This is a genomic window from Lysobacter terrae (genome assembly GCF_054782215.1).
Genome location: NZ_BAAGSX010000005.1, coordinates 34895 through 50455 on the forward strand (window position 1 = coordinate 34895; position 15561 = coordinate 50455).

16 protein-coding genes are annotated in these 15561 nt (G+C 64.8%); 8 read left to right on the forward strand and 8 right to left on the reverse strand.

Annotated elements, in window-relative coordinates; translation table 11 throughout:
* Positions 1-10 precede the first annotated feature (10 nt).
* Together ACYVJ8_RS10895 and ACYVJ8_RS10900 are read right to left on the reverse strand one after the other, a co-directional pair.
* Positions 11-1411 carry an NAD(P)(+) transhydrogenase (Re/Si-specific) subunit beta gene (locus tag ACYVJ8_RS10895; RefSeq protein WP_460712238.1) on the reverse strand — a complete coding sequence of 467 codons (1401 nt, stop codon included), beginning with the start codon at positions 1409-1411 and terminating at the stop codon, positions 11-13.
* The gene (locus tag ACYVJ8_RS10900) at positions 1408-1716 is read right to left on the reverse strand and encodes an NAD(P) transhydrogenase subunit alpha part 2 (protein WP_460712240.1); all 309 of its coding nucleotides are present in this window, start codon (positions 1714-1716) and stop codon (positions 1408-1410) included. The genes ACYVJ8_RS10895 and ACYVJ8_RS10900 overlap by 4 nt, the downstream gene beginning before the upstream one ends.
* A gap of 140 nt (positions 1717-1856) precedes the next feature.
* Between ACYVJ8_RS10900 and ACYVJ8_RS10905 the strand changes: the two genes are divergently transcribed.
* The 4 genes from ACYVJ8_RS10905 to ACYVJ8_RS10920 are packed head-to-tail and all read left to right on the forward strand — an operon-like array spanning position 1857 to position 3646.
* Positions 1857-2231, forward strand: coding sequence for a hypothetical protein (locus ACYVJ8_RS10905; RefSeq protein WP_460712242.1), 375 nt, complete (start codon positions 1857-1859; stop codon positions 2229-2231).
* A 21-nt stretch (positions 2232-2252) separates the two neighbouring features.
* Complete coding sequence (locus tag ACYVJ8_RS10910) at positions 2253-2810, forward strand: RNA polymerase sigma factor (RefSeq protein ID WP_460712244.1); 558 nt, start codon at positions 2253-2255, stop codon at positions 2808-2810.
* Positions 2807-3196 carry a hypothetical protein gene (locus ACYVJ8_RS10915; RefSeq protein ID WP_460712246.1) on the forward strand — a complete coding sequence of 130 codons (390 nt, stop codon included), beginning with the start codon at positions 2807-2809 and terminating at the stop codon, positions 3194-3196. The genes ACYVJ8_RS10910 and ACYVJ8_RS10915 overlap by 4 nt, the downstream gene beginning before the upstream one ends.
* 6 nt (positions 3197-3202) lie before the next feature.
* Positions 3203-3646, forward strand: coding sequence for a DUF3106 domain-containing protein (locus ACYVJ8_RS10920; RefSeq protein ID WP_460712248.1), 444 nt, complete (start codon positions 3203-3205; stop codon positions 3644-3646).
* Between the two features lie 3 nt (positions 3647-3649).
* On the opposite strand, the gene ACYVJ8_RS10925 is transcribed toward ACYVJ8_RS10920, so the two are convergent.
* Together ACYVJ8_RS10925 and ACYVJ8_RS10930 are read right to left on the reverse strand one after the other, a co-directional pair.
* Complete coding sequence (locus ACYVJ8_RS10925; protein ID WP_460712250.1) at positions 3650-4765, reverse strand: NAD(P) transhydrogenase subunit alpha; 1116 nt, start codon at positions 4763-4765, stop codon at positions 3650-3652.
* A 224-nt stretch (positions 4766-4989) separates the two neighbouring features.
* Positions 4990-7101, reverse strand: a complete 2112-nt coding sequence (locus ACYVJ8_RS10930) for a DUF1631 family protein (RefSeq protein ID WP_460712252.1) — start codon at positions 7099-7101, stop codon at positions 4990-4992.
* A 217-nt stretch (positions 7102-7318) separates the two neighbouring features.
* Between ACYVJ8_RS10930 and ACYVJ8_RS10935 the strand changes: the two genes are divergently transcribed.
* From ACYVJ8_RS10935 to ACYVJ8_RS10950, 4 genes are all read left to right on the forward strand, one after another.
* Positions 7319-7888, forward strand: a complete 570-nt coding sequence (locus tag ACYVJ8_RS10935) for a nitroreductase family protein (RefSeq protein ID WP_460712254.1) — start codon at positions 7319-7321, stop codon at positions 7886-7888.
* A 17-nt stretch (positions 7889-7905) separates the two neighbouring features.
* Positions 7906-8811 carry a 5'-3' exonuclease gene (locus tag ACYVJ8_RS10940; RefSeq protein ID WP_460712256.1) on the forward strand — a complete coding sequence of 302 codons (906 nt, stop codon included), beginning with the start codon at positions 7906-7908 and terminating at the stop codon, positions 8809-8811.
* Between the two features lie 61 nt (positions 8812-8872).
* A complete protein-coding gene (locus tag ACYVJ8_RS10945; protein WP_460712258.1) occupies positions 8873-9442 on the forward strand; it encodes an NUDIX hydrolase in 570 nt (189 codons plus the stop codon).
* A gap of 9 nt (positions 9443-9451) precedes the next feature.
* On the forward strand, positions 9452-10402 hold the full coding sequence (locus tag ACYVJ8_RS10950) for a methyltransferase domain-containing protein (RefSeq protein WP_460712260.1): 951 nt from the start codon (positions 9452-9454) through the stop codon (positions 10400-10402).
* 25 nt (positions 10403-10427) lie between these two features.
* Here the strand turns inward: ACYVJ8_RS10950 and ACYVJ8_RS10955 are convergent, their stop codons facing one another.
* The 4 genes from ACYVJ8_RS10955 to ACYVJ8_RS10970 form a co-directional block, all read right to left on the reverse strand.
* Complete coding sequence (locus ACYVJ8_RS10955; protein ID WP_460712262.1) at positions 10428-11426, reverse strand: hypothetical protein; 999 nt, start codon at positions 11424-11426, stop codon at positions 10428-10430.
* Positions 11423-12220: a glycosyltransferase family 2 protein gene (locus ACYVJ8_RS10960; protein WP_460712264.1), complete on the reverse strand. Its 798-nt coding sequence runs from the start codon at positions 12218-12220 to the stop codon at positions 11423-11425. Before ACYVJ8_RS10960 ends, ACYVJ8_RS10955 begins: the two co-directional genes overlap by 4 nt.
* Positions 12210-14333 carry a glycoside hydrolase family 99-like domain-containing protein gene (locus tag ACYVJ8_RS10965; protein ID WP_460712266.1) on the reverse strand — a complete coding sequence of 708 codons (2124 nt, stop codon included), beginning with the start codon at positions 14331-14333 and terminating at the stop codon, positions 12210-12212. Before ACYVJ8_RS10965 ends, ACYVJ8_RS10960 begins: the two co-directional genes overlap by 11 nt.
* A 102-nt stretch (positions 14334-14435) precedes the next feature.
* On the reverse strand, positions 14436-15560 hold the full coding sequence (locus ACYVJ8_RS10970; RefSeq protein WP_460712268.1) for an ABC transporter ATP-binding protein: 1125 nt from the start codon (positions 15558-15560) through the stop codon (positions 14436-14438).
* Position 15561: the final 1 nt, after the last annotated feature.

The following is a 15561-nucleotide window of genomic DNA, read 5'->3' on the forward strand; positions in this document are numbered from 1 at the left end:
ATCGGCTCGCTCAGTGCCCGCCGTCGAGAGCCTTCAGCTCGCTGATCAGCGCGGCGACCATGCCCGCGCCGTCGCCGAACAGCATGCGCGTATTGTCGGCGTAGAACAGCGCGTTCTCGATGCCCGCGAAGCCGGTGCCCTTGCCGCGCTTGATGACGATGGTGTTCTTCGAATTGACCACGTCGAGAATCGGCATGCCGTAGATCGGCGACGACGGATCGGTCTTCGCGACCGGATTGACCACGTCGTTGGCACCGATCACCAGCGATACGTCGGTGTTGGCGAATTCGGGGTTGATGTCGTCCATGTCGGCGATCAGGTCGTAAGGCACGCCGGCTTCGGCGAGCAGCACGTTCATGTGGCCGGGCATGCGTCCGGCGACCGGGTGGATCGCGAACTTCACCTTCACCCCGCGATCGATCAGCTTCTGCGTGAGCTCCCACACCTTGTGCTGCGCCTGTGCGACCGCCAGGCCATAGCCGGGCACGATCACCACGCGTTCGGCGAACGCCATCATCGCGGCGACGTCGCCGGCTTCGATCGGCTTCTGCGTGCCGGCGATTTCCTGGGCCGTGCCACCGCCGCCGAAGTTGGAGAACAGCACGTTGCGGATCGGGCGATTCATCGCCTTCGCCATCAACTGCGTCAGCAGCGTACCGGCGGCGCCGACCATGGTGCCGGCGATGATCAGCGCCTCGTTGCCGAGCACGTAGCCTTCGAATGCGACCGCCAGACCGGTCAGCGCGTTGTACAGCGAGATCACCACCGGCATGTCGGCGCCACCGATCGGCAGCGTCATCAGCACGCCCAGTGCGAGCGCGGCGACGAAGAAGGCGACGATCGCCGGCACGCCCAGCGAGTGGATCACGACACCGCCGAGCACCACCGCGCCGATCGCCACGGCCGCATTGAACATCTGCTGGCCGGGAAAGGTGTAGCGCTTGTCCATGCGGCCATCGAGCTTGGCCCAGGCGATGATCGAACCGGCCAGCGAAACCGCACCGATCAGCGCGCCGACCACGCCGAGCACCAGCGTCAGCATCGACGGCGGCCGTCCTTCGGAAGAGAAACGCAGCAATTCCACGGCGCCGATCGCCGCCGCCGAACCGCCGCCCATGCCGTTGTACAGCGCGACCATCTGCGGCATGTCGGTGATCGCCACCTTCTTGCCCGAGATCCACGCCGCCGCGGTGCCGATCACCAGCGCGACGAGGATCAGCGCGATGTTGTGCAGGTCGGGCAGCAGGAAGGTCGCGACCGTCGCGATCACCATGCCCAGGCCCGCCCAGTGGATGCCGCTGCGCGCGGTCACCGGCGAAGCCATGCGCTGCAGGCCGAGCAGGAACAGCGTCGCCGCGACGAAGTAACTGATCGCGGCGATCCACGACGCCGCGTTGGCGAAGGCGCTCATGCCTTGCCTCCGTCGGCAGTCTTCTTCTGCGACGGCTTGAACATCTCCAGCATGCGCTCGGTGACGACATAACCGCCGGCCGCGTTGCCCGCGCCCAGCAGCACGGCGAGGAAGCCGATCACCTTCTCCAGCGTGGTGTCCGCATGCCCCAGCACGACCATGGCGCCGATCAGCACGATGCCGTGGATGAAGTTGGATCCCGACATCAGCGGTGTGTGCAGGATCACCGGCACGCGCGAGATGATCACGTGGCCGGCGATGGCCGCCAGCATGAAGATGTACAGCGCTACGAGCCCATCGGTCATTGCGGCATGTCCCCTGTCGGTTCGAACCACCCTTCGGTCGGACCCATCATAACGATCCCTGAACGCAACGGCTGCCGTGTCAACCGGCGACCGCGTCACACGTTTCCCCTCGTGCAGGCCGTCACCCACCGGCGCATTCCGTGCCCCGCCTGCCCGAGGACATCCACATGAAGGCATTGCTTGCAATGGCGCTGGGCCTGGGCCTGCTCGCCACCAGCGCCGCCGCCGGCGCCCGCGACTTCGGCGACCGCGTCGACCATCGCCTGGACCGCAAGGGTGAGCGCATCGAACAGCGCCTGGACCGCAAGGGCGACCGCATCGAACACCGCTACGACCGCCGCGCGGAGCATGCCGCCGCCAACGGCCATTACCGCAAGGCCGAACGGCTGGACCGCAAGGGCGATCGCATCGACCGCCGTCTGGACCGCCGCGGTGAGCTCGCGGAGGCGCGTTGGGATCGCCGGGGTGACCGCTTCGATCGTCGCTGGGACCGCCATTCGGACCACGGACACTGAGGCAGGTGCATGCTGGAGCGCATGAACGCCAGCCTGGACATGACGCTCGCCGCTTCTCCCGCGATCCCGGGAGAGGCGGGGTCGCTGGACGACTTCCTGTCGGGCATCGCCACGCGAGCGTTCCGCTTCGCCGAGGGCGGGCTGCGCCATCGTGAAGACGCGCGCGACGCCGTGCAGGAAGCGATGACCCGCATGCTCGCCTATCGCGAGCGTCCGGCGCCGGAATGGACGCCGCTGTTCTGGAGCATCCTGCGCAGCCGCATCGTCGACATCCAGCGCCGCGGTCTGTTGCGGCTGCGCTGGCTGTCGCCGCAGCCGGACGACGACGCGACGGTCGACTGGGCCGATCCGGCCGGCGATCCGTCCCGCCGGCACGAAGACCGCGAGGCCTGGGGCCGCATCGTCGCAGGCCTGCGCAAGCTGCCGCGGCGCCAGCGCGAGGCCTTCAGCCTGCGCATCTTCGAAGAACTGGACGTCGCCACTACCGCGCGCGTCATGGGTTGCAGCGAGGGCGCGGTGAAGACGCATCTGTCGCGGGCGCGCGAAGCGCTGCAGAAGCATTTGGAGGACTTTCGATGAACACCGGGCCGAACGACACAGGCAACGCCGCGCACGACTTCGACGAACGTCTGCGCCAGGTGCATGCGCACGCTGTCGACAACGTATCGCCTCGCACGTACGTACAGCTGCGGCCTCAGCGTGCTTCGACACGGCTGGCGACTTCGCCGCGGCGGCATGCCTGGCCACTGGCCGCCACCTGCGCGATCGCGCTGGTTGCAGGCGGGATGTTCCTGCGCCATCCGGAGCGGATCGCTCCCATGCCTGCACAGGGCACGCCTGGACAGAACACGTCGGCCACCGCCGGCGACGACGCGGGAACCGACATCTACACCGCCCTCGACGAGTCGCCCGAGCTGTACCTGTGGCTGGCTTCGAACGACACCCAAAACCTGGTTACGGAGTAAACGAACATGAAGCTGTTGCGCATTTCCCTCGCCCTCGCCCTGCTATGCAGTGCGCCGGCCTTCGCCCAGACCGCGCCGGCCGCGAAGCCCGCACCGGCGGCGGCTACCCGCGCCTATCCCGCCTGGGAGCAATTGAGCGTGGCCGAGCGCGACATGCTGCTCGCGCCCGTGCGCGAGCGCTGGAACAGCAACCCCGACGAACGCGCGCGCATGATGGAACACGCGCAGCGCTGGCAGACGATGACGCCCGAGCAACGCCAGCGCATGCACCGCGGCATGGACCGCTGGGGCCACATGTCGCCGGAGCAGCGCGCGCAGGCGCGCGCTTTGTTCGGCCAGATGCGCAAGATGAGTCCGGAAGAGCGGCAGAAGCTGCGCGCGGAGTGGAAGTCGATGACGCCCGCCGAACGTGAGGCGTGGCTCAAGGCGCAGCCGGCGCAGCCGAGGTAAGCGTTAGGAGGGATCGCGGCGCCAAACCGTCTTCGCCAGCAACTCATCGTTCCAGTCGAACGCAAGCGCACCGTCCTTCACGAACAGGCTGACGAAGTTCAGCAGATTGCGCGCATACATCTCGCTCGCGTGCACGGCGCCCATGCTGGCCAGATTGAGCGGGCCGGAGACGACGACGCCGTTGTCGCTGGCGATGGTTTCGCCCGGCTGCGTGAGTTCGCAGTTGCCGCCGGTTTCCGCGGCGAGATCCACGATCACGCTGCCCGGCTTCATGCCGGCGACCATCGCCGCGGTCACGATCTTCGGCGCCGGACGGCCCGGAACGGCGGCGGTGCAGACGACCACGTCGATGGTCTTGAGGTGCTCGGCGAGGCGCTGCTGCTGCAGGGCGCGCTCCTCGTCGGTGAGCTGGCGCGCATAGCCGCCTTCACCCGCCGCGCTGACGCCAAGGTCGAGGAACTTGCCGCCGAGCGATTCGATCTGCTCGCGCGTTTCCGGCCTTACGTCGAAGCCTTCCACCTGCGCGCCCAGGCGCTTGGCGGTGGCGACCGCCTGCAGGCCGGCGACACCTGCGCCCACGATCAACACCTTCGACGGCCGGATCGTGCCGGCCGCGGTGGTCAGCATCGGGAAGAAGCGCGGCGCCAGCTGCGCGGCGATCAGCGTCGCCTTGTAGCCGGCCATGCCAGCCTGCGAGCTCAGGATGTCCATCGCCTGCGCACGCGTGGTGCGCGGCAGGCGCTCCAGCGGAAAGGCGACTAGCTGGCGCGCCGTGATCGCGTCGCCGCGCGCGGCGTCGGCATCGGGCGCCAGCATGCCGACCAGCACGGCGCCGGTCTTCAGCTGCCCCAGCCAGGCGGCCGACGGCGGTTGCACGCACAGCAGCACATCGGCATCGGCGAACATGGGCGCCGCCTCGTCGACGATCTGCGCCCCTACGCCGGCGTAGGCGTCGTCGGTGAAACCCGCGGTGAGTCCTGCGCCGCGCTGCACGCGCACGTTCGCGCCCAGCGCCGCGAGCTTCTTGCACGTTTCGGGCGTGGCCGCGACGCGGCGCTCGCCCGGTGCGGCTTCGCGCGCCACTGCAACGCAAATCCCCTGCCCCGCCACTGCCGCCATGCCCGCACTCCGCGTCGGATAGTCAGCGGCATCCTAACCAAAGGGCCGCAACGACGCGACGCCCACCGCCGCGGGTGCGCGCGCTGCGAAGAGCGAACCCTCCGGGCGCCGAAAAAAAAGGAGCGGACAAGCCGCTCCATAGTCGAGACCACCGGTTGGAGAGAATCACTGCTGCCGGATGTCGTCTGGACACGTCATCCGGCATGAATGTCACCCGGCCCACCTCACGCGGCGTGCCCCAGTCGATCGCGCAGGGTACGCATGGCTTCGTCCGTCGGCGCGCGCTCGGCGCCCACGTGCAGGCGGCCGGCCTGGGCCAGCGACGCCAGCTCCGCGGGCGATGCCACGAGCACGCGCAGGCCACGGCGGTTCACCAGCAGGAAGCGGCCGGTCATCGGGCTGATCCAGGCGACCTTGACCGCCACGGCCTGCCCGGCCGGATCCAGCAGACGCAGCCACTCACCCGGCAGCAGGCGACGCATGCGTGCGGCAATTTCCGGGTCGTGCGCGACGGTGTCGGTGCCACCGGCCAACCCCAGCCACAGCGACGCATCCTCGGTGGACACATCTTCGTCGACTACCGGCGTCGGCATCGGCGGCACTTCGCGCGGCATATCCGGCAGCGCCAGCGCGCGGATGAGGCTCGCGAGCTGCTGCATGGCCGCATCTTCGTCGAGCCCGGAACTGGCCAGGCACTGGGTGATCGCTTCCTGCAGGGCCAGCAGGCGATCGGCCAGGCGTCGGCCTTCGGCGCCGGTGCGCGCGATGCGATCGGCTTCGAGCAGCGAGTCGCCCAGCGCGAGCGTCTCGTTATGGCGCGGCGAACCGGCGCCGTCGCGCAGCAGCGTCTGCACCAGATGATGGCGCCACGGCTGGGCGAGGAAGTCGCCGACCGGCCCGGTCATGCGCTCGTTGAGCATGCCGTGCAGTACCTGGTCGGCCTGGGTGCGGGCTTCGTTGAGGCGCTCGCGGCCGAAGGTCGCCTTGGCGGCACGCGCTTCCTGCAGTTCGACGCGGCGGCGGTGTTGTTCGAGCAGCGCTTCCAGTTCGGAATGCGCTAGGTCGAACACCGCCAGGTCTTCGTTGTAATCGGCGACGATGCGCTGCGAGATCGCCGCGCAACGCTCGATGAGTTCGCGATCCTGCGGCGTCGCGGCGGCGTTGCCTTCGCAAGCTTCGGTGATGGCGTCGAGCAGGCGGCGCGCCGGATGTTCGCGCTGCACGAACAGGCCGCTGTCGTTCATCGCCACTTTCACGTACGGCATCACCAGCCGCCCGTACAGGCGACGCGCATGGTCGAGCAGCGCGTAGCTCTGGAACAGCGACTCAAACAGCATGCCGACCAGATCGATGGCATCGTCGTGATCGACGCTCACGCGGGTGTATTCGGGGCTGTGGCCGACGCGGCGCGCGCCTTCCACCAGATGCTCGCGGATGGTTTGCGCGAGCTGCCCCGGGTCGCCGTTGAGCGCACGCACGAAAACGTCCGGCGACTCGGTCTGCAGCATGGACACCACGCCGGTCACTTCTTCGGTCCGCAGTTCGCGGCGCGGCAGCGCATCCAGCGCGGCCTGCCGTGCCGAACGCGGCATCTGCTGGCGCCACGCATGCAGTTCCGCGCGCAACTGGGCGAACTGGGCGGCAATGGCCGGATCGGCGGCGCGCACGCGGCGCACTTCCTGCACCAGTTCGTGCTCCTGGTCGCGACGGGCGACCTGGATGTCCTTCGCCGGCAACGGACGCGGGCCCGGCGCAGGCGCGCCGTAGCCGGACGTGGCGAGCAACTGATTGACGCGGCTGTAGAGATCGCCGAGCACGCGGCCGAGTTCCTGCTCGTAGGCGCGGAACATCAGCGGCTGCAATTCGGGCGGCATCGCCGCATCGCGGAAGGTTTCGATGAAGGCGCCGGCGAGGCGTCCTGCACCGATCGGGTTGGAACCCGGCTGCATCTGCAGCGCTTCGGCCAGCTTGTCCAGGCGCGCGCCCATGGTTTCCAGCGCGGCGGCAAAACGGGTTTCGATCGCCTGGGCCAACTGCTGCCCGGCCAGATGGAAGGCGAGCTGGTTTTCCGCGACCAGCGACAATGGCAAGTCGCCACGGCTGCGGATGCGCAGCGAACGGAAGTCGTCGAAGCCCTGCGCAACCTGCTGGCGGAAGCGCATCACCAGCGCCGACGACTGCTGGCGCAACTTCATCACCGCCTGCAGCTCCGACGGACGCGCGATGCCGCGCACCGTAGAGTCATGCAGGGCGAACTCGACCGGCCCGAACAGTCCGTTCGGTACCGACCCCAGCAGCTCGACCGAGATCCGCTTGATCTCTTCGATCAGACGCATCGGATCGGCGCGCCCGGACGCAGCCGCGCCTTGTGCAGGCTTGGCGATGCCAGGAGGATAAGCACCAGGATGATCCGACACGTTCCACCTTCCCCTAAGTACACACCGCCGGGGCACGACACCGGCGACACTTTGCGACGTTCTACCGCAGGATAGTGTCGGAATTTGTCAGTTTCAGACCCCAACCTTCGTTTTGTGACCGATGTCCCATAACCTTTTGAATGACCGACTGGCGGCGCTCGACGACCGCCGCTCGACCCCCGCGAAGCAACTGGGCGAGCCCGCCCCCGACCAGGCCACGCTGTTGCGCCTGCTGGAATCCGCCGTGCGCGTACCGGACCATGGCAAGCGCACCCCCTGGCGGTTCATCGCCATCCGTGGGGAGGCGCGCGACGCATTGGGCGAACGCCTGGCCGCGCGCGGCCGCGAGCGCGACCCCACGGCCGGCGAAGCGGCGGTGGAGAAGGACCGCATGCGCTTCTCGCACGCGCCACTGATCATTACGGTCGTCGCGCAACTCGGCCCGGACGAGAAGATTCCCGAACAGGAACGCCTGCTCAGTGCCGGCTGCGTCTGCTTCGCCTTGCTGCAGGCGGCACAGGCCGCAGGCTTCGGCGCGCAATGGCTGACCGGATGGCCGGCGTACGATGCGGAAGTCGCGCGCTGGCTGGGCCTGCAGGAGCGCGAGCACGTGGTCGGCTTCATCCACGTCGGCACCCCGAAACTGGAAGCGCCCGAACGCGACCGACCCGACCCGCGCGCCTTGCTGAGCGAATTCGCGCCGTAACGCGCCTTGCCATGACGATGACCACACCGAACCCTCTCTACCTCGTCGACGCCAGCATGTACGTGTTCCGCGCCTGGCATTCGATGCCGGCGGACTTCACCGATACCGATGGCTGGCCCGCCAACGCGGTGCACGGCTTCGCGCGCTTCCTGCTGGAACTGCTCGACCGGACGCGTCCGCAACACATCGCCATCGCCTTCGACGAGGCGCTGGACTCGTGCTTCCGCAACACCCTGTATCCCGCGTACAAGGCCAATCGCGACGCCGCACCGGAAGAGCTCAAGCGCCAGTTCGCGCACTGCAAGGCGCTGTGTCTCGCCCTGGGCTTCGCCGTGCTCGCGCACAACGACTACGAAGCCGACGATCTGATTGGCTCGGCACTCGTGCGGCAGCGCGCGCAGGGGTTCCGCGGCGTGATCGTTTCGGCCGACAAGGACCTGTCGCAATTGCTGGGCGAACACGACGAACAATGGGATTACGCGCGCGACCAGCGCTGGCGCGCGGATGGCGTGAAGGCACGCCACGGCGTGCACGCGCACCAGATCGCGGACTACCTCGCCCTCACCGGCGACGCCGTCGACAATATTCCCGGCGTGCCCGGCGTTGGGCCGAAGACGGCGGCGGTGCTGCTCGCCCACTTCGGTTCGCTGGATGTGCTGCTCACGCGCATCGACGAAGTTCCGTTCCTGCGCCTGCGTGGCGCCGCCGGCGTGGCGACGCGTCTACGCGAACACCGCGAGCAGGCCCTGCTGTGGCGGCGCCTGGCCACGATCGCGCTGGACGCGCCGCTCGAGGCAGGCGACTTCGTCCGCGGCAACGCCGATGCGCAGATGCTGGGCCTGCTGTGCGAAGCCCTCCGCTTCGGCCCGATGACGCGGCGCAGGCTGCACGCGGCCGCGGGCCTAGAATTCGCCACCACCTGAGCCGAAGCGCCAGGCGCCATCGCGACGCGTGCACGACATCTGCGCGCGGTAGCATCGGCGCATGAGCCAGGAACTGCACGAAGCCCACGACCATCCGGTCGAAACCCTCTACGACGGCCAATGGCTGCGGCTGCGCCGCCGCGGACATTGGGAGTACGCCGAACGCACGCACGGCAACGGCATGGCCGTGATCATCATCGCGGCCACCCCGCAGGACGAGGTGCTGTTCGTCGAACAATTCCGCGTACCGCTGGGCAAGCGCACCATCGAAATGCCCGCCGGCCTGGTCGGCGACGACCACGCGCACGACACCCTGGAATCCGCCGCGCGGCGCGAACTGATCGAGGAAACCGGCTGGGAGCCGGCCAAGGTCGAAGTCCTGCTGATCGGCCCCACCTCCGCCGGCATGAGCAACGAGCGCATCGCCTTCGTCCGCGCCAGCCGGCTCACCCGCGTGGGCGCCGGCGGCGGCGTCGACGGCGAAGGCATCACCGTGCACGCCGTCCCGCGCACCCAGGCCCCCGCCTGGCTGATGCAGAAACAGGCCGAAGGCTACGAACTCGACCTCAAGCTGTGGGCGGGGCTATGGATGCTGGAGCGGGATCCGGACGGGACGGCGGTGATTCCCTAGAATTGATGCATGAAGACATTCACGTTGGTGGCGCCCGCTACTGCAGACACGTTTGAAGAAGAAGGCTATGTGGCCGCCAATCCCGACGTGGCCGCAGCCATCGCATCCGGGCAGCTGGAAAGCGGTCGGCAGCACTTCGAACTCTTCGGCCATGCTGAAACCCGCCTACAGCGCGTGGCCCTGCCAATCGACTGGAAGCATCGCAAGCTGGGACGAATCCGCCCGCTGCTACAGCCCGACGTCAACAACCGCGAGACCTTGTCGCACATCGACTGCCTGACCGATGCGCTGCGCGAGCAGTTCCACATCGTTTCCACCGACAACGTCAGCCAGCACGACTACGACCACGAAGCCCTACGCATCATCGCGGCGAATGCCGAGGGCCTGGTACTTGACTGCGGCGCAGGACAGCGCAGCGTCTACTACGACAACGTGGTGAACTACGAGATCGTCCCCTACGACAGCACCGACGTGCTCGGCGTGGCCGAGCGGCTGCCCTTCCGTGATGCCAGCTTCGACGCGGTGATCTGTCTCAACGTGCTGGAGCACGTGAAGGACCCATTCCAGGTCGCCCGGGAACTGATGCGCGTGCTGAAGCCCGGCGGCGAGCTTATGTGCGTGGCGCCCTTCCTGCAGCCGCTGCACGGCTACCCGCATCACTACTTCAACATGACCGGCGAAGGGCTTCTGACGCTGTTTGAGCCAATGGCCAGCAAACGCTTGGCGATCTATGGGGCAATGCAGCCGGTGTGGGCGTTGAATTGGTTTTTGCAAAGCTACGCAGCTGGGTTGCCGGACGCCGATCGCGAGGCGTTCCGATCTATGACAGTGGCGGACCTGACGGCGCCGCCCGAGACTTTTGAGAGTCACCCGATTGTCCTGCGCCTGTCCGACGAGGCTCGCACCAGCCTAGCCTCCGCACATGGGCTGTTCGCCCGACTGCCTGAAACCGCCCCGTGACATGGAGGCGATCAATGCCGGATCTCTATTGAGGGCCCAGGCAACGCGCCATAGCCAGCAGCGCCAGCACTAAGTCATCCGCTGGATACTTGTCGCGCCAGTGGTCTCCATTCTTGGACTCCAACAGGACCTCAGAGTACGTCGAATCGGCTGCGAATCTGCGGCGCAGATCTTCGTAATTCGACTCCAACGCCTCGCACAGATCCTCCGGCAAGCACCGATACCGACTTGCATCATCACGCGAAGCAAAGAAGCGGGAAATGTTCGCAACATACCGCGCGATCTCTCCGGAATCGCATCCTTTTAGCCTCATGAACCTGACGCACTCAATCGCAAAGGCCGGCACGCTTTCGTTTTGTCGCTGCAGCCCCTCAGATGGAACTATCGTGACGTCTGTATCTATCGCAGAAAAGAACGAGCCCAGGAGATTGTCCCTTACGGCCTCGCTGTCGTAATTGAAGACTGAGGCCTTTCCGTTCGCCGCGATGAGAGACCAATCCCTCACGAGCTCGAGGAAATCCAACCGGGTGCGTTGCTCGGCAGCATAGGCACGAATGCCTCCAGTAAAGTCCGAATAAAGCACTGCCGTTCTGTATCCGGACTCGACCAGATCCAGATGAGAGCGCAGAAAAATGATGGGGACAACATCCCAATCAGCGAAGACCTCTCCAAAACGCAGGATCTCTTCCCTGTTGAATATGTCGAACTCCTCACTGGAGACGACGGCGGCCCGAACACCTTCCGCTGCTATTTCGGACTTCACCTCTCGCCAGATTTCATTCCGCCGAGACTCGGTGAATGTCGCCACCGCTCCATTGAACGACGGAATCATTTCCGGCCGGGAAACGAACGACCATGCCAATTCATGGTGCGCCACTTCGCGCACGGAAAGCCGGCCCGACTCCGGATAGCAGACGCCCAGCTCTCTGAGCTGAGGACGCGATTTGGTAAGCGCCCACTGAATGCTTGTCGTGCCCGTTTTGTGCAGGCCGACATGAACATATAGAGGCCGCTTTTTTGTCACGAGATACGCCTACGCAGTCGACCCGAGGCAGCCGAGAAACGAGCCTGGACGATATGTGTTTCAAGCTCAGCGACGTGAGCCAATGCTGAAAACGAATTACTACCGTGGATGCGGTACAGATACAGATCCTCGGGAACGTACACGGGTTCCGACAATAGCGAAGCACGACGGATGAAGTCCCAGTCATGGACGTATGCCAGATCAGCAAAGGGCCCTACTTCCGCGTAGATGTCCCGACTAAAAATCAAATTGCCAGTGGAAATCGCCAGATTCTGCCCTGCAAGTGCATCGACAAGGCTTGGGGAATTAGCCTGCGCGTGGTCAGCCGCATAGAAGGCTCCCAGCAACTGCTTGGGCAACGCAGCGGGAGACACGAGTTTCCCCGCATCGTCTATGGGTACTACTCGGGAGAAGCCCAGGCCCGCACGCGAACTCTCAAGACGCTCCACCATGCGCTCGATACGCTGCGGATGAAATAGGTCGTCCGAGTTTAGGATAGCGATGTACTCACCCGAGCTGGCGCTACACCCCCGATTAATGCTGCCGTGGGCACCGAGGTTCGCCCCGTTTCGCTCAAGCCTGAAGCGATGGAAACGCTCCTCGGCGTCCACAGACGACGCCCAATTCCCCGCCGCTGCGAAAGTGCCATCCGGAGACGCATCATCGATCACCAGAAGCTCGATGTTCGAATAGGTTTGGTCGTACACCGACTGTAAGGCCGCAGCAACAAAGTTCTCGTGCCGATAACAAGGCACGACGACGCTGACCAAAGGCGCATGGGACTCAAGCGACACGGACAGCGCCCTCCACAAAGTTCAGAGATGTCGTCGAAGGCGACGTTTGCAGCAAACCCATTCGATACTCGCCTGGCGCCACCGACGACAAATCGACAAAAGCTCGCACACCACTGAACAGCGTCATTTCCTCCGATTGCGTCCGGAATGCCTGCGCTACGTCGGGCCGCTGACGTCGTCCGAACACAGGCGCGTAGTACCGCTGTTTGCTGGCGGTGCACTCAAGCACAAGGTGGGAGATGGTTTTGCTGTCGGTGGGCGCTTCCGGATGCATCGCCCACCCCTCCACGAAGAGGTACTGATCCTTGCGCAGCGCCGCATGCGATATCCCGGGCGGCAGGCCGTTGATGCGCTCGACGAAGAACTGGCCAAGCGGCGCCATGGGCAGGGCGTTTAGCACATAAGGCTGGGCAGGCGACATCATCGTCCCCGACTCACCAAGTGCGTGGTCGCGTGCCAGCAGCCTCTCGGCATGGCGCTGCCGCGCGGCTGCGCTCTCGATCGAGGCCTGCATATCCGCAATCCAGGACGCGAGCTGATCACCTTCAAGGCGACCAATCTTGCGCGCGTAGTCCAGCAGTACTGAGGGGCTGCTCTGGCCTGCGTGAGCGCGAAGCGTGGCTTCGAGATAGGCGCGTCCATGGCGCACGTCTGGCTCAAGGTGCGCCCCTTCAGCCCATTCATTCCAGGCATTGATGAATACAAGGCGCTCACCTGAAGGATGAGAGTCGCGGGCCCGCTCAACGGCATTGCGCAACCACACCTCATACAATTCCGGCGTGGACTTGGCGAACATATGGGACTTGTTCTTGCGGCGGGCAGTGTTATCCCAAGACACCATCACCCCATTGAACCGCTTGTGCTTTGCCGCTGGCGCAGACAGCTCGGACTCGACCACTTCCTCGAAGTCATAGATTTTGCCGGTGAATTCTTCCGGGACGCCATCCATTTCTTCACGAATGTCGCCCGCAACAATGCCATGCGGCGGGAACTGCACGGAAGAATCGAACCCTATCGAATAGGGTTCATTGAAACCAAACGACTCGACGATCGTAAGGTGAATATTGGGGATGCCATTCTCAGCGCAGATGCGGCGCCAAACATCGGCGGTGCTGCGAAGATCCGGGAATAGAGACGCCCGATACACCATCAGGACCGGTGCGCCATTGATGCGGATATATCGCGGGTCCTTAAGGATGGGAATGACGTCGTGAATGAATGCGATGTCACTCTCGGGCGTGTGCTCCTGCTTAAGCAGCACTTCATGCTCGGACCCGTCCCAACGGCGAGACCAAGTTTCATTCGCCCAGCAGATGCAGAACGGGAAATCCGGCTTTCCGGAATCGAGCATTTCCTGAAGCGGACGTTCGAGAATCCGGCGCCCGTTGAACCAGTAGTAGTAGTAGCAAAAACCATGGATCCCATACTGCCGCGCGAGATCGGCCTGCGCCTCACGCACCTCCGGCAATCTCAGATCATAGAAGCCAAGTTCCCCCGGGACATGCGGCTGATAATGGCCTGGGTATTGTGGTTGCGCCTGAGAGACGTTGGTCCATTCCGTGAAGCCCGGCCCCCACCATGCATCGTTCTCCGGCACCGGGTGAAATTGCGGCAGGTAGAACGCAATCAACTTTACGCCTGCTTCTTCGCTGTCCTTGGAAACGACTTCCTCGACAAATGGCTTCGAGGCAACCGCGATTTCTCCGAGCGACAGTGAACGTGCGCTCGGCGCCCCCACCACCTCGATGAGTTCTTCGACGGAAATCGGCCGCTCAAACAACGTCGGCACCTGGTGGCCCAGGGCCTTGATCCGGAACTCGATCTCGACTTGAGCCGCCGACGCCTTCCGCTTCAGCGCCGCGGGCAGCTTGATCGAGGATGCCGGAAGCACGAACCCTGCATTGTTCGAGCGCCCCGTAATGGCTGTGATGTCAAGTCGGGGATGCACGCAGTATGCCGTCGCAACCCGCTCACCATCGATAATCAGCTCGACCGCAAGCGCCTCAGCTTCGTGACCCGCTCGCACGACCCAGCCTCGAATTTCACTGCCCCATGATTCGATGCAACCAAAGTAGCCATCGGCCTCGGGCGTAATGTCGGCGTTGATGGCCATGTTGGGCGATCTGGAAAGTTGACTGGGATCCATAAAATTCATTTGCTTAATTCTCTGTACGTGTGCACGAAACTAATTGGTTGGAAGTGTTGGAAGCGCGGATCAGGCAGATTCCACGATGCTGCCAACCGCCAAACGCAGCGGCGGCCCCAAGCGATCAGCCGCTGGCCCGGCCGAGACCCTGATGCCGTTCGCCGTGCGCTGGGCACGCATTGGGGCCACGATTCGCACGCGGAACCCATAGCTTCCCCTGCGCTTTCCGAGATGCAGCCTGACGTCTTCGCGCTCGACTCGCTCGAATTCCTCAAAGACGTAATGCCTGCCATCGACCTCCACGCAGATCACGTCCACTTCGCCGCCGCGCTCATCCACTACCCATCCTTCCAAAGTGATGGACTTTGAATCGTGCTTCACGCGTTCGATTAACCCCACGGCTTCGCCGAAGAGCAGCGGATCGCTGTCGGCGGCCAAGCGGCGCTGTGCCGCTCCCGCCCTTGAAACGACATCGCGGTAGTCGGCAATCGCGTCCTCAACCGGGCCGAAGAAGCGCATGCGCCCATCGTTCAGCACGATCGCCTTGTTGCACAGCTCTCGCAGAAGCTCGGTGCTGTGACTGGCCAGCACTACGATGCGGCTGCCGTGAATGCGGTTAAGCATCCGCTCTTTGGCGCGCATGATGAAGTTCTCGTCGCCCGCCCCGATCCATTCGTCCATCAACAGGATGTCCGGCTGGACGGCAGTAGAGATGGCAAAGCCCAACCGCATGCGTTGGCCGGCCGAAAGCGTATGCAACCGATGGTTGGCGCGATCGGTAAGACCGGCGAACTCCAGGATGTTCTCCACGGCGGCATCCACCTGGCGGTAGCGCAGGCCCATTGCCGTGCCGCGAAGGATGATGTTCTCCACTAGCGTGGCGTATTCGTTGAAACCCAGCGTGGTACTCAACAACGACTGCAGGCTACCGTTCCGTTCAACGCTTCCCTGCGTAGGCTGCAGGGCACCATTGAGCACCCGCAGCAAAGTGGTCTTGCCTGCGCCATTGAGGCCCATGATGCCGATGCGATCGCCCTCCGAAGCATCGAAGTCGATGCCTTTAAGCACGGTGGTGAAGCGTCGCTTTGCGGACGCGAACGTCGCCAGCCAGCCGTGGGCCGCAGTGCCCGCGCCACCTTGCATCTCGTAGGGAAGTTCCAGCGACAGTCCGCGGACTTTGATAGATACCGTCATG